Source organism: Bradyrhizobium nanningense, from assembly GCF_004114535.1.
In the GTDB taxonomy this organism is placed as follows: domain Bacteria; phylum Pseudomonadota; class Alphaproteobacteria; order Rhizobiales; family Xanthobacteraceae; genus Bradyrhizobium; species Bradyrhizobium nanningense.
Window position 1 is genome coordinate 285,475 of sequence record NZ_LBJC01000005.1, and the last position, 18,629, is coordinate 304,103.

Annotated in this window: 23 protein-coding genes and 1 pseudogene; 16 read left to right on the forward strand and 8 right to left on the reverse strand. The window is 65.1% G+C overall.

Features of this window, described 5'->3' with window-relative positions:
* Positions 1-16: 16 nt before the first annotated feature.
* The gene (locus XH84_RS03040; protein ID WP_128917739.1) at positions 17-382 is read left to right on the forward strand and encodes a hypothetical protein; all 366 of its coding nucleotides are present in this window, start codon (positions 17-19) and stop codon (positions 380-382) included.
* On the opposite strand, the gene XH84_RS03045 is transcribed toward XH84_RS03040, so the two are convergent.
* Together XH84_RS03045 and pdxR are read right to left on the reverse strand one after the other, a co-directional pair.
* On the reverse strand, positions 383-628 hold the full coding sequence (locus tag XH84_RS03045) for a DUF6719 family protein (RefSeq protein ID WP_128917497.1): 246 nt from the start codon (positions 626-628) through the stop codon (positions 383-385).
* A gap of 67 nt (positions 629-695) precedes the next feature.
* Positions 696-2,168, reverse strand: coding sequence for a MocR-like pyridoxine biosynthesis transcription factor PdxR (gene pdxR, locus XH84_RS03050; protein ID WP_128917496.1), 1,473 nt, complete (start codon positions 2,166-2,168; stop codon positions 696-698).
* 74 nt (positions 2,169-2,242) lie between these two features.
* Here pdxR and XH84_RS03055 point away from each other — a divergent pair, with 74 nt between their 5' ends.
* The 7 genes from XH84_RS03055 to XH84_RS03085 all read left to right on the forward strand — a co-directional run bounded on the left by XH84_RS03055 (position 2,243) and on the right by XH84_RS03085 (position 8,875).
* Positions 2,243-2,968 carry a pyridoxamine 5'-phosphate oxidase family protein gene (locus tag XH84_RS03055; protein ID WP_128917495.1) on the forward strand — a complete coding sequence of 242 codons (726 nt, stop codon included), beginning with the start codon at positions 2,243-2,245 and terminating at the stop codon, positions 2,966-2,968.
* A gap of 53 nt (positions 2,969-3,021) precedes the next feature.
* The gene (locus XH84_RS03060) at positions 3,022-4,299 is read left to right on the forward strand and encodes an ArgE/DapE family deacylase (protein ID WP_128917494.1); all 1,278 of its coding nucleotides are present in this window, start codon (positions 3,022-3,024) and stop codon (positions 4,297-4,299) included.
* 274 nt (positions 4,300-4,573) lie between these two features.
* Positions 4,574-5,383 carry an alpha/beta hydrolase gene (locus tag XH84_RS03065; protein WP_128917738.1) on the forward strand — a complete coding sequence of 270 codons (810 nt, stop codon included), beginning with the start codon at positions 4,574-4,576 and terminating at the stop codon, positions 5,381-5,383.
* Positions 5,384-5,420: 37 nt separating this feature from the next.
* Entirely contained in the window at positions 5,421-6,260 is an 840-nt protein-coding gene (kynA, locus tag XH84_RS03070; RefSeq protein ID WP_128917493.1) for a tryptophan 2,3-dioxygenase, read from the forward strand.
* 8 nt (positions 6,261-6,268) lie between these two features.
* The gene (kynU, locus tag XH84_RS03075; RefSeq protein ID WP_128917492.1) at positions 6,269-7,471 is read left to right on the forward strand and encodes a kynureninase; all 1,203 of its coding nucleotides are present in this window, start codon (positions 6,269-6,271) and stop codon (positions 7,469-7,471) included.
* Between the two features lie 247 nt (positions 7,472-7,718).
* Positions 7,719-8,117 (forward strand): PaaI family thioesterase, encoded by a 399-nt coding sequence (locus XH84_RS03080; protein WP_128917491.1) that lies wholly within the window; start codon positions 7,719-7,721, stop codon positions 8,115-8,117.
* 152 nt (positions 8,118-8,269) lie between these two features.
* Positions 8,270-8,875, forward strand: coding sequence for a GNAT family N-acetyltransferase (locus XH84_RS03085; protein WP_128917490.1), 606 nt, complete (start codon positions 8,270-8,272; stop codon positions 8,873-8,875).
* Positions 8,876-8,954: 79 nt separating this feature from the next.
* Here XH84_RS03085 and XH84_RS03090 read toward each other — a convergent pair whose 3' ends face one another.
* Together XH84_RS03090 and XH84_RS03095 are read right to left on the reverse strand one after the other, a co-directional pair.
* Positions 8,955-9,260, reverse strand: a complete 306-nt coding sequence (locus XH84_RS03090) for a hypothetical protein (RefSeq protein ID WP_128917489.1) — start codon at positions 9,258-9,260, stop codon at positions 8,955-8,957.
* Between the two features lie 95 nt (positions 9,261-9,355).
* Positions 9,356-10,042, reverse strand: coding sequence for a DUF2161 domain-containing phosphodiesterase (locus XH84_RS03095; protein ID WP_128917488.1), 687 nt, complete (start codon positions 10,040-10,042; stop codon positions 9,356-9,358).
* 127 nt (positions 10,043-10,169) lie between these two features.
* Here XH84_RS03095 and XH84_RS03100 point away from each other — a divergent pair, with 127 nt between their 5' ends.
* Entirely contained in the window at positions 10,170-10,517 is a 348-nt protein-coding gene (locus tag XH84_RS03100) for a GrlR family regulatory protein (RefSeq protein WP_128917487.1), read from the forward strand.
* Here XH84_RS03100 and XH84_RS03105 read toward each other — a convergent pair whose 3' ends face one another.
* Positions 10,518-11,198, reverse strand: a complete 681-nt coding sequence (locus XH84_RS03105; RefSeq protein WP_128917486.1) for an SDR family oxidoreductase — start codon at positions 11,196-11,198, stop codon at positions 10,518-10,520.
* A gap of 24 nt (positions 11,199-11,222) precedes the next feature.
* Entirely contained in the window at positions 11,223-11,981 is a 759-nt protein-coding gene (locus tag XH84_RS03110) for a tyrosine-protein phosphatase (protein WP_430641866.1), read from the reverse strand.
* A gap of 72 nt (positions 11,982-12,053) precedes the next feature.
* On the opposite strand from XH84_RS03110, the gene XH84_RS03115 reads away from it, so the two are divergent.
* Positions 12,054-12,365 (forward strand): MliC family protein, encoded by a 312-nt coding sequence (locus tag XH84_RS03115; protein WP_128917485.1) that lies wholly within the window; start codon positions 12,054-12,056, stop codon positions 12,363-12,365.
* 114 nt (positions 12,366-12,479) lie between these two features.
* On the opposite strand, the gene XH84_RS03120 is transcribed toward XH84_RS03115, so the two are convergent.
* A complete protein-coding gene (locus tag XH84_RS03120) occupies positions 12,480-12,683 on the reverse strand; it encodes a DUF2735 domain-containing protein (RefSeq protein WP_128917484.1) in 204 nt (67 codons plus the stop codon).
* 540 nt (positions 12,684-13,223) lie between these two features.
* Here XH84_RS03120 and XH84_RS03130 point away from each other — a divergent pair.
* From XH84_RS03130 to XH84_RS03155, 6 genes and pseudogenes are all read left to right on the forward strand, one after another.
* Positions 13,224-14,258, forward strand: coding sequence for a glutamine synthetase beta-grasp domain-containing protein (locus XH84_RS03130; protein WP_128917483.1), 1,035 nt, complete (start codon positions 13,224-13,226; stop codon positions 14,256-14,258).
* Positions 14,259-14,454: 196 nt separating this feature from the next.
* Positions 14,455-15,156, forward strand: coding sequence for a GrlR family regulatory protein (locus XH84_RS03135; RefSeq protein ID WP_128917482.1), 702 nt, complete (start codon positions 14,455-14,457; stop codon positions 15,154-15,156).
* An 18-nt stretch (positions 15,157-15,174) separates the two neighbouring features.
* Positions 15,175-15,858, forward strand: coding sequence for a substrate-binding domain-containing protein (locus XH84_RS03140; RefSeq protein ID WP_128917481.1), 684 nt, complete (start codon positions 15,175-15,177; stop codon positions 15,856-15,858).
* Between the two features lie 32 nt (positions 15,859-15,890).
* A pseudogene (locus XH84_RS03145) lies at positions 15,891-16,711 on the forward strand (tetratricopeptide repeat protein).
* 73 nt (positions 16,712-16,784) lie between these two features.
* Positions 16,785-16,934, forward strand: coding sequence for a hypothetical protein (locus tag XH84_RS03150; RefSeq protein WP_007609497.1), 150 nt, complete (start codon positions 16,785-16,787; stop codon positions 16,932-16,934).
* A gap of 279 nt (positions 16,935-17,213) precedes the next feature.
* The gene (locus XH84_RS03155) at positions 17,214-17,918 is read left to right on the forward strand and encodes a hypothetical protein (protein ID WP_128917480.1); all 705 of its coding nucleotides are present in this window, start codon (positions 17,214-17,216) and stop codon (positions 17,916-17,918) included.
* An 87-nt stretch (positions 17,919-18,005) separates the two neighbouring features.
* Here the strand turns inward: XH84_RS03155 and XH84_RS03160 are convergent, their stop codons facing one another.
* Complete coding sequence (locus XH84_RS03160) at positions 18,006-18,623, reverse strand: Isoquinoline 1-oxidoreductase subunit (RefSeq protein ID WP_128917479.1); 618 nt, start codon at positions 18,621-18,623, stop codon at positions 18,006-18,008.
* Positions 18,624-18,629: the final 6 nt, after the last annotated feature.

An 18,629-nucleotide genomic window follows, 5' to 3' on the forward strand; every position in this document is an offset into this window, starting at 1 on the left:
GCCGGTAAAGGCCGTCATGATCGTTCGATTTTGCGCCGCTGCGTTCCTGTCTGTTCTGACGATCGGCGCCGCTCAGGCGCAGGTGCGCGCGCCCTCCAGACTACCGGATCCCCGCACTGAGTTCGTGCATCAGTGCGCGCCGCGGATGCTCGGGCGGTGGGAACATCCCGAGGAAGTCTGCGGCTGCCTGCACGATCACGCCGCCGCGGCCGTCGAGGACCGCGACCTGCGCGAAGCGCTGTTGCGCGGCATCAGCGAAACCGGCGTGCCCACCATCGAGACCGACTGGGTGCCGGCTTCCAAGCAAAGCGAGATCGGCCCGACCTTCACCAAGATCGCCAAGCCGACCTTGCAGTGCATGTTCGATCCGGCGAAGCAGTAGCTATTTCGTCTTCGGACCGTACCGCGGCACACAGGTGGCGGTACGCACGACGCCCTTATCGGACATCTTCGCCCCGCGAACTTCCTTGACCTGCCCGGCAGGACAGGTTCCGTCATCCACCTGCACGCGCTGACCCAGCTTGAGATCGCCGATGTCCTGCTCGCGTCCAACCGAGCCGGCATGTGCCGTCGCGGCAAGTGCGATGGAGATCAGGAACGAGAGGCAGATCGTGCGGCGTGACAGCATGGCGAAAGGTCTCGGAATCGATGTCGCAATGTAGGGACTGGCCGACGATTCTCATAGTGAACGTTCGTCACGCGCCCCTAGCCGCGCTGGCCTTCGTGCGCAGGGCCGCGCGCGATTCCCGCGCGAGCCGTTCGGCGGAGGCTTTGAGCTGTGGAACCGCATGGCCGGAAAATCCCAGCACGAAGCCGGGCAGAGGGCGCGCGCGCGAATAGGTGTCGGCCAATAGCCAGCCCTCGGCGCCGCCCGCCTGCTTGGCCCGTGCGGCGACCGACAGGTCGACCGACGGATCGAACCGGGCGACCAGATGCAGGCCTTGCGACGGCACCGGCACCGAGAGCGCGCCATCGGAAGCGGCTTCCAGCGTTTCGGCCAGCACATCGCGTGCCTCGCGATAGAGTTTTCGCACGCGCTTGAGGTTTGCGGCGAACGCGCCCGAGTTGAGCATGTCGGCCACCGCGCCTTCCATCAGCGTGCCGGGGAAGCGGTCGAGCGCCGCGCGCGCAGCCGTCACGGCCGCAATGAGGCGTTCGGGCAGGGCGCAATAGCCGATGCGCAGGCCTGGAAACAGCGTCTTGGCAAACGTGCCGAGGTAGATCACGCGCTGGAGACGATCGATGCCGGCGAGCGACATCAGCGGTGCGCCGTCATAGCGAAACTCGCTGTCGTAGTCGTCCTCCAGCACGAAGGCGCCGGCCTGCTTGGCCCAGTCCAGAAGCTCGAGCCGCCGCGGCATCGACATCTGCACGCCCAGCGGAAACTGGTGCGACGGCGTGACATAGGCCGCGCGCGCTGTCGGCGCCCCAGAGCGGCCCTTGGCGATCCGCATGCCGTCCTCGTCGACGGGAACGGCTACGGCGCGATAGCCGCAATGCGCGAAGGTCTTTCGCGCGGCGGGATAGCCGGGGTCTTCGCACCAGACCTGATCGCCTGGCTTGAGGATCGCGCTCAGCACGACGCGCAGCGCGTGCAACGTGCCCGACGTCAGCATGATCTGATCGGGATCGCAGCGCAGGCCGCGCGCCGACAGCAGGTGATCGGCGATGGCCGCGCGCAGCTCGCGGCTGCCGCGCGGATCGCCATAATGCAAATGCTCGGCCCCGAAGGCGCGCATGCGCCGGCCGACGAAGGCGCGGAAGCGCTGCACGGCGCGCTCATCGACGTGGGTGCAGCCGAGCGCGAACGCGCCTTGCTGGGGCGTTTCGACGACCGCCTTGGGCTTGTTCGGCGCGGCCGCGCGCGCAGGAATGCGCGCGGCGACAAACGTTCCGGAGCCGACTTTGGCCTCGGCAAAGCCATCGGCGATCAGGCGCTCATAAGCGGTGACGACGGCGTTGCGCCGAAAGCCGGTCTGCTTGGCCAGCGTGCGTGACGGCGGCAGCGGCTCGCCAGGCTTGACGAGGCCGGAGACGATCATCTCGCACAAGGCCTGATAGAGCCGGTGCGCGGCGGAGGCGCCCGCCGTGACGTGCGGGCCGGCGAGATCGAGCGGCAGCTCGGTCTTGGCCGGTGAGGGATTCGAATTGGTCGGAATTTTTTGCATGGAATTGGAACTATCGCAGACCAAATGCGCCGCTACAACTGCTCCAGATCTTTCCAATCCGATCAGGAGCGGCCGTGAGCCAGACCGAGACTTCGAATTCCTATCCGACATCGGCGCGCAACCAGGTGAAGCGCCGGCATGATCGCGGCTTCTACGATCACGACACGGTTCATCGCATCCTGGATTCCTCGATGCTCTGCCACGTCTCCTACGTGATCGACGGCCAGCCCTATTGCACGCCGACCTTCTTCTGGCGCGAGGGGACGAAGCTGTACTGGCACGGCTCGAGCGCAAGCCGGATGCTGCGCAACCAGGCCAGGGGCGAGCGCGTGTGTCTCACAGTCGCCCATCTCGATAGCCTTGTGCTGGCGCGCTGCGGCTTCAACCATTCCGCCGACTATCGCGCGGTGATGGCGTTCGGCACCGCCTATCTCGTCACCGATCCGAGCGAAAAGGAGCGCGCTGTGATCGCGATGGTCGACCGCTTCTTCCCGGATCGCACCGCGAGCCTTCGGGCCAGCAACACCCAGGAGATCAAGGCGACCTCCTTCATCGCGATGGAAATCGAGGAAGCCTCGGCCAAGATACGCGCCAAGGGTGTCGCTGACGATGACGAGGACTATGCGTTGCCGATTTATGCCGAGCGTATTCCCGTTCGCACGGTGCTCGGCGCTCCGGAGCCGTGTCCACGCCTGCTCGACGGGGTGACGCGCCCTGTTACGTTGAACGGCTATTCGGAAGGCCGACTGCTCGAAGATGCATTGCGGGATGCATATTTTGTGGAGTACCCGAACGGCTGAAATCGGCTAGCTTGCGCATTCCTTGGGACCATTGGAATGCCTGGAGTTGCCTGATGAATGCCGAAACGCAGCAGAGGATTCTCGACGCCGTCGATGCCGGCTTCGAAGCCCAGCTCGCCACCACACGCGATTTCGTCGCGATCCCTTCGACCCGCGGGGCGGAGGGGCCGTGCCAGGACATGATCGGCGACCTCTTGCGCGAGCGTGGCTACGAGGTCGACGACTGGCACATCGACGTCGACGATCTCAAGGATCTGCGCGGCTTCGGCCCGATCGAGCATGATTTCTCCAAGGCGCGTTCGGTGGTGGGGACCTACCGTCCGCAAACGAACGGCGGCAAATCGCTGATCCTCCAGGGCCACTGCGACGTGGTGCCCGCCGGCCCCCTGGAATTGTGGGACACACCGCCGTTCTCGCCGGTCATCAAGGACGGCAAGATGTTCGGCCGCGGCGCCTGCGACATGAAGTCGGGCACGATCGGTGCGCTCTATGCGCTGGACGCGATCAAGGCTGCGGGATTCAAGCCGACGGCGCGGATTCATTTCCAATCCGTCATCGAAGAGGAGAGCACCGGTGTCGGCGCGCTCTCGACGCTCCAGCGCGGCTACCGCGCGGATGCCTGCTTCATCCCGGAGCCGACCGGCGGCAAGATGGTGCGCTCGCAGGTCGGCGTGATCTGGTTTCGCCTGCGCGTGAAGGGACATCCGACACACGTGGCGTTCGCCGGCTCCGGCGCCAACGCGATCATGGCGGCCTATCATTTGATCCAGGCGCTGCAGAAGCTCGAGGTCGAGTGGAACGAGCGCGCCAAGGCCGATCGACACTTCAAGACGCTCAACCATCCCATCAACTTCAATCCGGGCCTCATCAAGGGCGGCGACTGGGCCTCCAGCGTGCCGGCCTGGTGTGATGTCGATTGCCGGATCGCAGTGTTGCCGGGCTGGTCGATCGCCGATCACCAGAAGGAGATCGTGGCCTGCGTCGCGGCTGCGGCGCGGAACCACCGCTTCCTCGCCAACAATCCACCGGAGATCGAATGGTCGGGCTTCCTGTCGGAAGGCTATGAGCTGACCGACGCCGCCGCGCCGGAGGCCGCGTTCGGCAAAGCGTTCGGCAAGGTCTATGGCGGCATGCCGGAGGATCTCGTCTTCACCGCGCTCACCGACACCCGCTTCTACGGCCTCAACCACGGCATCCCGAGCCTCTGCTTCGGCGCCAGCGGCGGCGAGATGCACGGCTTCAACGAATATGTCGAGCTGGAATCGCTGAAGAAGACCACCAAGGCGATGGCGCTGTTCATCGCGGAATGGTGCGGGGTGGAGAAGGCTTAGTTTTGGTGTCCCGGACGCGGTGCAGCGCGCGGGCGATGCGAAGCATCGTTCCGCGTGGTGCTCCGCAGAGCCGGGACCCATCTTGCCCACGCGCTGGACCCCGGTTCAGCAGCGCATCGTTGCACGCTGCGCTGCGCCCGGGGAACGTGCCGGACCGATTGCCTATCCGATTCACTGGCGGTCAGATCCTTTAAGCTTAAAATAAAGACTAGGATGCCGGCCGCGACGGTGGCAGACTGGCGGCTGTTCGCCGGACGAGTCCTCGGGAGTCATGATGCGCGATTGGGATGATGCTTATGCCAATTCGGCCCATATCCCGGGTTCGGACAAGATGCCGGCGCAATGGGCGGAGCGGGCGGCGGTCTACCGGGCCGGGCTGAAGGATTTTCGCGCCGACATCGCCTATGGCGCCGGCGAGCGCCAGCGCCTCGACCTGATCCTGCCCGACGGCGACAGCAAGGGTCTCGTCGTCTTCGTGCATGGCGGCTACTGGATGCGCTTCGACAAGTCGGCCTGGACTGATCTCGCCGAAGGTGCGCGCCATCACGGCTGGACCGTGGCACTGCCGAGCTACACGCTGACGCCGGTCGCGCGCATCTCCGACATCACTGCCGAAATCACCGCCGCGATCGCGAAGGCGGCTTCGCTCGTCGCCGGACCGATCCGGCTTGCTGGGCACTCCGCCGGTGGTCATCTCGTGACGCGCATGCTGTGCGACGACAGCCGGCTGGAGCCCGCCGTCTTTAACCGTATTAGCGGCACGCTCTCGATCAGCGGCCTGCACGATCTGCGTCCGCTGCTCAAGACCCGGATGAACGAGACGCTGCGCATGACCGTGGAAGAAGCGGCGCTCGAAAGCGCGGCGCTGCACCTGCCGCGCGGGCATTCGCCTGTGACCGCCTGGGTCGGTGGCGGCGAGCGGCCCGAATTCATCCGTCAGTCCGATCTGATGGCCAATATCTGGACCGGTTTCGACGTGCCGACCCGTCTCGTCGTCGATCCCGGGCTGAACCATTTTACCGTGATCGACGGACTGAAGGATCCCGCCTCGCCGATCACCGCGCGCCTGATCGGCCTCGACTGAGCAAAGCCGGGGTAAGATCGATCGAAAGGGCCTGCCCATGTCGTCCAGCGATTATGATCCCACGAGCGAAGGGGCCGAGACCGATTTCACCCGTCGCATGTCATATGGCAACTACCTGGCGCTGGATGCGATCCTGAGCGCGCAACATCCGCTCTCGGAAGCGCATGACGAGATGCTGTTCATCATCCAGCATCAGACCACGGAGCTGTGGATGCGCCTCGCCATCCACGAGCTCAGTGCCGCGCGCCGCGCCATCGCCAGGGACGAAGTGTCGCCCGCCATGAAGATGCTGGCGCGGATGTCGCGCATCTTCGAGCAGCTCAACAACGCCTGGGACGTGCTGCGCACGATGACGCCGAGCGAGTACACCCGCTTCCGCTCGCAGCTCGGACAGTCCTCCGGCTTCCAGTCGCGCCAGTACCGGCTGATCGAATTCCTGCTGGGCAACCGCAACCACGCCATGCTCAAGCCGCACGCGCATGATCCTGAGACGACGAAGCTGCTCGAGGCCGAACTCGCAACGCCAAGCCTTTATGATGAGGTCCTGCGGCTCGCCGACCGCAACGGCCTCAAGATGCCGGCCGCGGTGCTGGCGCGCGATGTCCGCGAGACCCACAGCTTCAACGAAGGCGTGCTGCAGGCCTGGCGCGTCGTCTACGAGGCTCCGGAGACGCATTGGATGCTGTACGAGCTCGCGGAAAAACTGGTCGACTTCGAAGATTATTTCCGCCGCTGGCGCTTCAACCACGTCACCACGGTCGAGCGCGTGATCGGCTTCAAGCGCGGCACCGGCGGCACCGGTGGCGTCAGCTATCTCAAACGCATGCTGGAGGTGGAGCTGTTTCCCGAGCTCTGGCGCGTCCGCACCATTCTGTAGAAATGCCCATGACCAAATATCGCGTCTATGACGATACCAAAGCTCTGTTCCACCTGCCTGACGGCGTGATCTATCTCGACGGCAACTCGCTCGGTGCGCTGCCGTCAGGCGTTGCCGAGCGGGTCAACCGCGTCATCACCACGGAGTGGGGCGTTGAGCTGATCCGCGCCTGGAACACCGCAGGCTGGTACGTCCAGCCGCGCCATCTCGGCGATCGCATCGCACGGCTGATCGGTGCGGAAGCCGGCTCGGTGATGGTCGGAGACACGCTGTCGCTCAAGGTCTATCAGGCGCTCGCCGCCGCGCTCGACATGACGGTGTCCCGCAAGATCGTCCTGTCGGACACCGGTAACTTCCCGACCGACCTTTACATGGCCGAAGGCCTGATCGCGACGCTCGGGCGCGGCCATCAATTGCGTCTGGTGGCACCGGAGGAGATCGAGTCCGCCCTGTCGGAGGAGATCGCGGTGCTCTACATCACCGAGGTCGATTATCGCACCGGCCGCCGCCACGACATGGCGCATCTGACTGCGAAAGCCCACGCCCTCGGCATCGTCACGGTCTGGGATCTCGCGCATTCCGCCGGCGCACTGCCGGTCGATCTCGCCGGCAGCGGCGCGGATTTCGCCGCAGGGTGCACCTACAAATACATCAACGCCGGCCCCGGCGCACCGGCCTTCCTCTACGTTGCGCCGCGCCACGCCGACAACGCGCGCGCCGCGCTGTCGGGGTGGATGGGGCACGCCAAGCCGTTTGCGTTCGAGCTTGCCTATGCGGCCGCCGGCGGTGTCGAGCGCATGCGCGTCGGCACGCCGCCGGTGCTGGCGATGGCGGCGCTGGAAGCCTCGCTCGACATCTGGGACCGCGTCGATATCGCGGAGGTCCGTGCGCGCTCGCTGGCGCTCGGCGATCTCCTCGTTGCGAAGGTCGAACGCCGTTGCCCGCAGCTCAAGCTTGTCACCCCGCGCGCGCATGATCACCGCGGCTCGCAGGTGTCGTTTGCCTTCGACGGCGGTTATGCCGCGATGCAGGCATTGATCGCCCGCGGCGTCATCGGCGATTTTCGCGCGCCCGACATCATGCGGTTCGGGATCACGCCGCTGTATATTGGTGAGAGTGAAATCATCCGTGCCGCCGAGATCATCGAGGAGGTGATCGTCGGCGAGGTGTGGCGACGGCCGGAATATCAGGTCGTGAATGCGGTGACGTGAGGCAAGCTGTGCCCCGGACGCAGCGCAGCGCGCCGCACCTGCGACGTGAGCACTGCAGAGCCGGGGCCCACGCCGCACCGAAATCGCCGCGAGATGGGTCCCGGCTCAGCGCAGCAATGCTGGGCGTCCGGGACACGAGAATGTTGGCGCTGCCCGCCGATGTCGGCACGGCGATTACCTCGGACGTCATTGCTTTGCCGCATGAAGCAATTCACCCTGCGACAACAACGTGTTGGGAGGAGATCTGATGACGCCGCTCGAGAGACTCAAAGCGATGAAGATGCCGTTCGCCGAGCTCAAGGGCGTCGAGTTCGTCGAGGCCGGGAAGGACCGCGTGGTGGCGCGGATGACGGTCCGGCCCGATCTCTGCACGCTGCATCACACCATCCATGGCGGGGCGGTGATGGCGCTGGCCGATTCCGTTGGCGCGGCCGCGACGGTGATCAACCTGCCTGACGACGCCAAGGGTACGACCACGCTGGAGAGCAAGACCAATTTCATTGGTGGGGCCAAGGAGGGAACCACAATCGTTGCCACCGCGACCCCGGTCCATCGTGGCCGGCGGACCCAGGTCTGGACCACCCGGCTGGAGACCGAGGACGGCAAGCTAGTGGCCGTGGTGACCCAGACGCAGCTGGTCCTGTAAGACTACGAGGCTTTGATTTCATTAACGAATTAGTCGTCCTCTATGCCTCTAAGTTAGGCAGGTTCCCGTCTTGCAAAAGATGCTGCGATGCACAATATAGGGGCTCTAGGGATTCGAACGCCTCCTCGAGGGACACCAAGAGGAGTTTTGACGTGGTACTTGAAGAGACCGTCCGCACGGCTCCGGGCTATGTGCGGACCTTGATCCAGCAGGAAGAATTGCCGCTCCTGCGTGATCACCTGCTGAGGCTCGATGCCGCAAGCCGGCACGACCGTTTCAACGGTTATCTCGACGACAGCTTTATCGAGCGTTACGCCGCCCGCTGTGCCGAGGACGGCACCGTGATCGTTGCCTATATCGTCGACGGCGTTGTCCGCGGTGCGGCCGAGCTGCATCCGTCGGAAGATGAGGCCTTGCCCGAAGTCGCCTTCAGCGTCGAAGCCTCGGCGCGGCGCCAGGGTGTCGGCACCGTGCTGTTCCGTCGCCTGATCGAGGAGGCGCGCTGGAAAGGCTACAAGCGTCTGCGCATCACAACGGGCGCCGAGAATCATGCGATGCGGGCACTTGCCAGGAAGTTCGGGGCGCATCTGGCTTTCCGCCAGGGCGAATCGACCGGCACGATCGATCTTGCCAAGACGCCCGAAGCTGAGCTCGCCGATCTCGCGGCTTCGCCCTTCAGGGCCGGGCGCGCGCTTCTCAGCCTCAACTCGACCTGCTGGAAGATCATCTCCAGCATGTACGACAATCGCGCCGCCTGATCTCAATCGCGGGCTGAATCAAAAAGCGGACCGGCATGGCCGGTCCGCTTTCGTATTCGGAAAGTTTGAAACGAACGCCTTAGGTGCCGGTGCGCGTGCCGGTGCCGAAGCGCCGGACGATGCGGCGTTCGACCACCACGGAGCGCTGTGCGCCCTGTTCGCCGGCGATCACACGCGTCGCCGTGATGCGACTGTTGGTGCGCGCTTGCTTCTTTACCTCGGCCTGCACGACATCGAGCGGCATCCCCATCAAGGCTGCGGCGATCTCGGCCTGCTGCTCCTGATCGTCGGTGATGCCGATGGCGGCGAAGATCGCCTCGTCCAGGGTGGGCGGATCATGGCGGACGCGCCGCGTGCCATATTTGGTATTCCAGTCTGCGCTCATAACGGCCTCGTTTTGATGCCGGGATACCTAGTGCCGCTAATGTTGCATTGCAATATGAAATTGGTGTGGCATCTCAGCTATGCACCGGTCGGGTGTCATGGGAGTGACGCAACGCCGGCATCGACCTCAAGGCGCTGCTGTGGCCAGCGTTTCAGGGCGGCGTGCCCGGCCTCGGTGAGCCCGTAGATTCCCCGGTCGGCCCGTTCGAACCAGCCATACACATTGTTAAGCAAGATCTTGCCGGCATCAGGACAGCGGTCGCGCAGGTCGCGCACCCGCCGCGGCCCGTCGGCGAGCGCCGAGGCGCAGGCCAGCGCCTGCTGCCGATAGGCCGTCATGATCGGCGCGCGGGTGCTGCCGCCGAGTACGGGATCGCCCTGGCGGCGCTGATGCTCCGCGACGAGGCGCGAGCGCACCTTCGGCTCGCGGCGCGGCGCCGCCGTCGGCGGCTTCACCAGCACCTCGACCTGGCCGCGGTCGGTGACGCCGAGCATGCCGAAGCCGAGGCGGCGGCAGAGATTGCGATAGCGCGCATCGCTCTCGCGCCCCTTGCCCCGGATCGACATCTTCGCCGCGATCCAGACCTCGTCGCCGGCCGGCGCGCGGTCGACCGCCTGTAGGATCAGCTCGAGGTTGAAGGCAAGCTTGAGCTCGCCGATCACCACCACCGGCGGATCGCCGGCGCTGAGGCCGACGAGATCGCAGCCGCCGATCTCGCCCTTCACGGTGAAGCCGAGCTCTTCGAGGAAGCGTTTGACGGGCAGGTAGAGCGCGGTTTCCAAGGGGTATCCGATCGGAGAATCAGTTGCGGCAGTCTAGCCTGGATCGGACCTCGGCCTCCGCGCCATTTGATCGGGAACGGGCAGTGCGATTATCCTGCGACCGGGACAGCGGGGCGCTTTCACGAAGATGACGATCAAGAACGGGCTCTATCATATCCGCATCGAGATGCTGGACGCCGTGCAGGGTGGCAATCAGGGCGTGATGGTGCTGCGCGACGGCACCATGCGCGGCGGTGATTCATTCTTCTTTGCCTACGGCACCTACACCTCGGCCAACGGCAAGTGGAAGGGGGAGCTGACCAACCAGGAGCACTCGCCCTCATTCGACGAGCGCCCGGTGTGGGGTCGCAAAGTGGTGACGATCGGCTTCAGCGGCACTTACACCGACGACACCGCGTATGGCGAGGGCATCGCGCTCGCCGGCAAGCAGAGCATCCGTTTCAAGGGCAATCTGAGGCTGCTGGTTCCGGATTGATCACACCCGCCCGCCCACCGGGATCAGCGCGCCGGTAATGCCGCTGGCGGCGTCGCTGGCGAGGAACAGAATGACCTCGGCGAGTTCCTGCGGCGTCACCCATTTGGAGAAGTCCGCCTTCGGCATGTCGGCGCGGTTGGCGGCGGTGTCGATGATCGACGGCAGCACTGCGTTCACCGTGACCTTGCCCTTCCACTCGTGGGCGAGCGCTTCGGTGAGCCGATGCACGCCGGCTTTCGATGCCGCATAGGGCCCCATGCCTGAACCTGCCTGGAGCGCGCCCATGGCGCCGATATTGACGATGCGACCGGCCCTGGACGCGGCGAGATGAGGCAGTGCGGCGCGCGAGGCGTTCAGCGCGGTCAGGACATTCAGCGCGTGCATGCGCTGCCATGTCTTGATGTCGCCATCGCCGACGGTTTCGAACGCGAAGCCGCCGGCGATGTTGATCAGCGCATCGAGCTGGCCGAAATGCTTTGCCGCCGCATCGACTGCCGTCTTCGCCTGGGCCGCGTCCGACAAGTCGACGCCGCCGATCTCGATACGGTCGGGCGTCGCGGGCACTTGCGAAGGCGCGTGGTCGATGCCGGCCACGCGAGCGCCGCGTGACCGCGCGATCTCCGCAACCACCTTGCCGAGCGCGCCGCGCGCGCCGGTCACGACCAGAACCTTGTCTTGCATCATCGCTCTCCCCGACATAGCGGCCTATGCTTCCAGATAGCGCGCCTTCAGCGCGGCCCGCTCGGCTGCGCCGAGCTTGAGCCCGTCCCGCAGATAGGTTTCGAGATCGCCGTATTCGGTACCCACGGCCTCGAAGGCAGCCGCGAGGTATGAGGCCTCGACGCTACCGATGGCGTCGAGCACATCGGCGGGAAGGTCCGAGGCGTTGGTTGCGTCACGCTTGTAGTGCCGGTTGGTCAGGAGGTAGTCCTCGGCGATGATTTCATCGGGCACGCCGAGCGCATGCAGGATCAGCGCGCTGGCAAAGCCGGTGCGGTCCTTGCCCGCGGTGCAGTGAATCACCAGCGGCGCGCGGTCTTCCAGCAGATGGCCGAACAGGTTACGAAAGCTATGCGTGTTGTGGCGGACATAGTTGCGGTAGGATTCTCGCATCAGTTCGAGTGCAACCGGCGCGGTCAATGTCCCCCTGGCGAGTTCGGCGCGTAGCGCTGCGACCACGGTCGGCTCGATCGGCAGCGAATGCACCGCGATCTCGTTCACGACGCAGACGCCGGCCGCGCGCTCCTCCAGCCCGCGGAAATCGAACGCGCTTCGCACGCCCAGCGCGCGGACGATCTCGACATCGGCAGCGGTGAGCTGGCCGAGATGGTTGGAGCGGAAGATGTGCCGCCAGCGTGTGGTGCGGCCATCGCTTGTCGGATAACCGCCGAGATCGCGAAAATTACTGGCGCCTTGCAGGGCGAGGTGGCGGACAGGGGAGTCTTTCAGAGAGGAGTCTTGCATGGGAGCGGCTTCGGTTATGGTTCCATGGGACGCACGAGGGGGCGTCCTTGAAGTCTATTACAGGGGGCGATCATGAGCCGGCACAAGGCCATTCTTTTGGGGATCACCATGCTGGCGGCCGGAATTTTCAGCGCGCGGCAGGCTGATGCGCAGACGTTCCAGACCTATCGCTGCATCGACGGGACGCAGTTCATCGTTGGGTTCTATGATCACGACAAGCGCGCCTTTCTCCAGATCGACGGCGAACCGGTCACGCTGGCCAAGCGGCTGACGGTGTCCGGCATACGCTATTCGGGGGCTGGCATCACGCTGACCATCAGCAAAGCCGGCGCCACCGCGGTCAAGCATCTGAAGCGGCCTGCGACGGCCTGCGCGGTGATCTGAACGGCGTCGTTTCATGGATGAGTCAAAAAGGGCCGAAACATCGCTGTTTCGGCCCTTTTTCAACTGCCGCCAGGCGCTTGCGCGAACGCGGCGGTTTCAAACCAATCACAGGCATCAGCGATCCCATTTCGGTTTGGCGTCGTCGACCGCGTCCTGGTGGTACCAGCTGTCGCTGCAGATCGAGGCGTTCGCGGGATGCGAGGCATGATCGGCAGGAAGACGGGTCTCGTCATAGCGGCGTCCGGCGAGAGCTGCGCGGCCCCCGACCGGGAATTGGTAGATCGTTGCCGATCCGTGACTCAGACCATTGTTCATCATTGCGATTCTCCTTGGTCGAAGCGCCTTGGCCTCCATGGTGCGCCCGACTCGTTCGATTGTGGTTACCGGAATCTCCATATCGGCCGCGTCCCCTGGATTGGAAAGTGCTGAAAAGGAAATCAGTCGCCGCCCAATTTGTAGGCAGCTAGAGGTCTGCATCCCCCAAGGCAGCCAGCTGGAGGCCAACGCGGAGGCCATTCCAAAGGTTGCTGCGTAGGGTTGGGAGACTTTGCGAAAATTGCCGGCGGTTGATGCGCGTTTGATCGGCAGCGTCCGGCACCGCATCGCCTGCTTCAGAAACGGGCGATTTCCGCGGGATTTTTGCGGTGCAGCTTCACGCGAAGGTGCGCGGCTATGACGCATAGCGTCGGAGGCGGTCTGCTCATGGCAGGTTGAGCCCGACCGCGGTGGAAAACCTCCCGCACTGCGGCCTTTTGGCACGTAAAATGCTTGTAAAGCGCCGGCCGATGATGGCCGGGTACAAAACGTTCAGGGGCCTCCGGGCCCCCAAACCTTTCGCATCATCTACAGAGAGGCTCAATGACCAAGTATAAGCTCGAGTACATCTGGCTCGACGGATATACGCCGACTCCGAATTTGCGCGGCAAAACTCAGATCAAGGAATTCGCGTCGTTCCCGACGCTCGAGCAGCTTCCGCTCTGGGGCTTCGATGGCTCTTCCACCCAGCAGGCCGAAGGCCACAGCTCCGATTGCGTGCTGAAGCCGGTCGCGGTGTTCCCGGACGGCGCCCGCACCAACGGCGTGCTGGTGATGTGCGAAGTCATGATGCCCGATGGCAAGACCCCGCATCCGTCCAACAAGCGCGCCACCATCCTCGACGACGCCGGCGCCTGGTTCGGCTTCGAGCAGGAATACTTCTTCTACAAGGACGGCCGTCCGCTCGGCTTCCCGGAATACGGCTATCCCGCTCCGCAGGGCCCGTACTACACCGGCGTCGGTTACAAGTTCGTCGGCGACGTCGCCCGCAAGATCGTCGAAGAGCATCTCGACCTCTGCCTGGCGGCCGGCATCAACCATGAAGGCATCAACGCCGAAGTCGCGAAGGGCCAGTGGGAATTCCAGATCTTCGGCAAGGGCTCCAAGAAGGCCGCTGACGAAATGTGGATGGCCCGCTATCTGATGCTGCGCCTCACCGAGAAGTACGGCATCGACATCGAATTCCACTGCAAGCCGCTCGGCGACACCGACTGGAACGGCTCCGGCATGCACGCCAACTTCTCGACCGAGTACATGCGCAATGTCGGTGGCAAGGAGTATTTCGAGGCGCTGATGGCCGCCTTCGACAAGAACCTGATGGACCACATCGCCGTCTACGGCCCGGACAACGACAAGCGTCTGACCGGCAAGCACGAGACCGCGCCGTGGAACAGGTTCAGCTACGGCGTTGCCGACCGCGGCGCCTCGATCCGCGTTCCGCACTCTTTCGTCAACAACGGCTATAAGGGTTATCTGGAAGACCGCCGTCCGAACTCGCAGGGCGACCCATACCAGATCGCTTCGCAGATCCTGAAGACGATCGCGTCCGTGCCGACCGACAAGAAGGCTGCGGCCTAACATCCTCCCGGCCCGGGCTGGGGGCTGGCCCGGGTTGGTGCTCAATCCGCCGGAGCTGCAAGGCTCCGGCGGATTTTTGCATTTGGATGACGGTCATTCCCGTACCGGCCTCGCTCGGCCGCGCGAAACTTGTCCAATGCCGCTGAAAGCGCGATAGATTGTCTCGGGATGCGCGCGAGAGCCGGGGACACGGCTGGTGTTTGAAGGCTTCTACAAGGTGAAATTTCAGCTCGGCGACGCCGTCGGCCGGAGCGTGATGCATGCGGGCAATGGCAAGATGCTTGGCGGCAATTCGGCCTTCGCCCATATCGGCACCTACGAGAAGACCGACGAGGGCGTCGACGTTGTGATCAGCACAGTCCGCCATAATCCCGACCCGACCTACCGCGCCATGGCGGGGACCGACGATGCCACCTTGCTCGCCAAGGGCTGGGCCGACGGCGACCTCTATCGCTTCAAGGGCGAGCTGAAGGAGCTGCCGGGCATTCCCTTCCAGTCGGTGATGACGCCGATCGCCGACGATGAGGTGCCGATCGCCGGTGGCATCGGGGAAGCCGGCATCGCCGACGGTCTCTACTCCATCCATCTGCGCATGCTCGACGGCCTCGACGGCGGCCTCACCGGCGTGATGCTGCTCAACCGGGGCCGCATCCTCGGCGGCGATGCCTCGTTCTACTATCTCGGCAGCTACGCCGCCGCGAACGGCCGCTGGAAAGGCCAGATCCTCAACCAGGAGCACACGCCGGCCAAGGACGATCCGATCTTCGGCGGCCACGAGGTCGGCATCGGCTTCTCCGGCCGCTACGATGCGGAGGAGGCGGTGCTGGAGGCGACCGCGCTTGCCGGCAAGCGCAGCCTGCGTCTGACCGCCGCGCTCAAGCTGATGCATCGCGCCTGATCGCTACGGGAAGCGCACATGGAAAAAGTTCGCATGCTTTCGACGCTCGGCCTGATGGGCGCGATGCGGAGCCTGTCCTCCGCCTTCGAGGCTGAAACAGGCATCCTTGTCGACGCCGACTTCGCGCCGACCCTGGCGCTGCTGAAGCGCTTGCGCGACGGCGAGGCCGCCGATCTCGTGATCCTCACGCGCGAGGGGCTGGACGAGGTGATCGCGGAGGGCCGCGTGATCGCAAGCAGCGCAGCCGATCTTGCGCGCTCCTATGCCGGCATCGCCGTGCGGGCAGGGCAGGCGCACCCCGACATTGGAAGCGAAGCGGCGCTGCGCAAGGCGCTGCTCGCAGCGCGGTCCGTTGCCTATTCGCGGCTCGGCGCGAGCGGTGTCTATTTCGCGCAGTTGATCGTCCGGATGGGGATCGCAGCCGAGATCAACGCCAGGGCCACCATCGTCGAGCAGGGGTTCACGGCGCAGCGCCTCGTCACCGGCGAGGCCGATCTCGCCGTGCAGCAGATCAGCGAACTGAAGCAGGTCGAAGGCATCGAGGTGGTGGGACCGATCCCGTACGACTTGCAGACGCCAGCGGTGTTCTCGGCTGGCCGTATCGCCAGCGCAAAACAGGCCGACGCCGCCGACCGGCTGCTGCGCTATCTGGCGTCGCCGGAGGTCGTGCCCGTGCTGCGCCAATCGGGACTCGAGCCATGAATTTGCCGGAGCGGGGACGCAGCGTATTGTCCATGCGGAGTTATCTCCTTGCCATCGTGCTCGCGCTCGCCGCCCCCATGACTGCGTATGCGCAATCGGCCGATCTCGTGCTGTGCGACCGCGTCGCCGCCGATCCCAGCGATCCAGACAAGCCGGCCGACGTGAGGGGTGTCGCCGAGATCGCGACCTCCGACGTCGCGACCGCGATCAAGTTCTGCAAGCAGGCGGCAGCGTCCTCGCGGCGTGCGATGTTCGCGCTCGGCCGCGCCTATGCGGCCAACCGGCAGGCCGGCGAGGCGATCGCCGCCTGGCGCAAGGCGGCCGGCAAAGGATCGAGCGCGGCGATGGTCGAGCTCGGCGTCGCCTACGGCACCGGCTCGGGTGTTGCGAAGGACGAAGCCCAGGCGCGAAAGCTGTTCGAGAAGGCGGCGCAATCAGGCAATCCCCGCGGCGTCAGCAACCTCGCTGCGCTCGGCGGCGCGGGTGGCGCCGCACCGGCGATCCCGCGCAGGCGCGCGCGCTGCTCGGCAAGGCCGCCGAGACCAACGCGGAAGCGCAGTACCAGCTCGGCCTGATGCTCTCCGAAGGCACGGGCGGCGCGCGGGACGACGTCGCGGCGCGTGCGCTGTTCGAGAAGGCGGCCGCACAAAACCATCCCGGCGCGCTGGAGCGGATGGGGGCCTTCGCGGAAGGTGGCCGCGGCGGCGCAAAGGACAAGGACGCCGCAAAGGCCTATTACGAGCGCGCCGCCGCGCTCGGCGACGAGGACGCCAAGAAGGCGCTGGAGCGGCTGCGCTGCCCCTATGCGATCAAGGACAAGCAGGGCAAGCTCGTCACCACGCTGTGCTTCTGAGCAGAGCCCGAAACGCCACGGAACCTCTATTGCGCAAACGCCGTTGATATCCGGACAAGACGGAGGCGCAACCATGATCCGCAAATTGGCATCCGGCGAATACCGCCTCTATTCACGCAAGGTCAATCCGAAGACCGGCAAGCGCCGAAACCTCGGGACCTTCAAGAGCCGTGCGGCCGCCGAGAAGCACGAGCGCGAGGTGCAGTATTTCAAGCGTCACTGACGCGCGCGAGCCTCGCAGCAGACAATAAACGCGAAAACAACCCCATGCACAGTAGCCAAGTGGTTGAAATCACTCGGTCGCTGAAATCACTTGTCGGTCGCCGTCGCTCATTGCGGTTTTGGCGAAAGTGTCTTGTCCCGTCGGACAAAACAGGGGCGATGGTGGCATCGCGGCAGCGGGGGATACGCAATGCCTCTGCGCGCAAAAGCCGGGTGGCCGAGCTGCGGCGGCAATGCTAGGTAGCCCGTGGTTCTTTTCCGATTTTGTGGGCTCATTGCGTTGCTGGACGGACTTTACAAGGTTGAATACGGCGTCAACGATGCGTTCGGGCGCAGCATCATGTGCCTGCATGACGGCAAGATGCTGGGCGGCAATTCGGGCTTTGCGCATCTCGGCACCTATGCCGAGCAGGGCGGCGAGATCGTCGCCGAGGTGATTACCGAGCGGCATAATCTCGATCCCAACTACAAGCCGCTGATGGGCGCCGACGTCGCCAGGATCGGCGCGCGAGGGCGACTTCACGGCAACCAGATCCGCCTGCAGGGCGGCGCCGACACGATGCCTGGCGCCAATTTCTGGGCCAATCTCACCCGGCTCGATGACGGCGCGCTGCCGCCGCGCGGCACGATCGGGCAGGGCGGCATCGCCAACGGGCTGTACGGGATGAGCCTGCGCGCACTCGACGGCGTCGATGCCGGCCTGTCCGGCGTGATGCTGCTGATCGACGGCCGCATCCTCGGCGGCGATGCGAACTTCTACTATCTCGGCTCCTATTCCTCCGCGGGCGGCCGTTGGAAGGGCGAGATGCTGAACCAGGAACATACGCCGGCGAAGGGCGAGAATCCCGTGTTCGGCGGCTTCGAGGTCGGGATCGGCTTCTCCGGGACGTGCACGGCCGATAGCGGCGAGCTCGAAGGCATCGCGCTGGCGGGGAAGCGCAGCCTGCGGCTGGCGGCGTCGCTCAAGCTCATGCGAAGGGCGTAGGCTCACAAACTCGATTGGCCCGCGCGCACATGGGCCGTGTCCGGTCAGCATTCAAGCCGACGATTATGAGGACTTGCGCCAGCCTCATCACGGTGCCGGACAGGCCGCCCCCGCCTTCACCCAGGCCTCGACCAGCGCGCCGGCCTGTTGTTGCGTGCCCGGTACGGGCGAGCGGCCGAAGCCGGGTTGCCAGGCCCAGCCGACCAGCGTGTCTTTGCCGATGTGGTCGATCAGCTCTTCCACCTTGCGCCCGCCATTGCGCTTGGGGTCCCTGATCTGCTCGCAGATCTCGCCGGCGGTCTTGCCCTCCCAGGCCATCTCGCGCGGGGCGAGATGCCATTCGGGATGCCCGGGCATGCGGCCGGGCTCGAAATTGGCCTTCTGGTGGCAGGTGTGGCAGCGCATCGGCTCGAGCCCGTGGCCGTCAGCGCCGCGCGTGACTGGCGGCTGATGCAGGCGGGGATTGTCGCCCTGCCGCGGGCTGTCGCCGGCCGGATGGCAGTTGGTGCAGCGCGGGTGCGTCAGAACCTTTCCGAGCTCGGTGAAGATCGCCGCCGAGCGTTTTTCGGCATCGGTGATGTTGGCAAAGCTGTCGGGCGAGGCCAGAGCATGGCTCGCTGTCTCGGAGGCCGCGTAGCCCGCGCAAAGGCTGCTGGCGAGCGCCGCGATCACGGCCGCCGTCTTGAAGCGCGCGTCAGAGAACATGGCTCG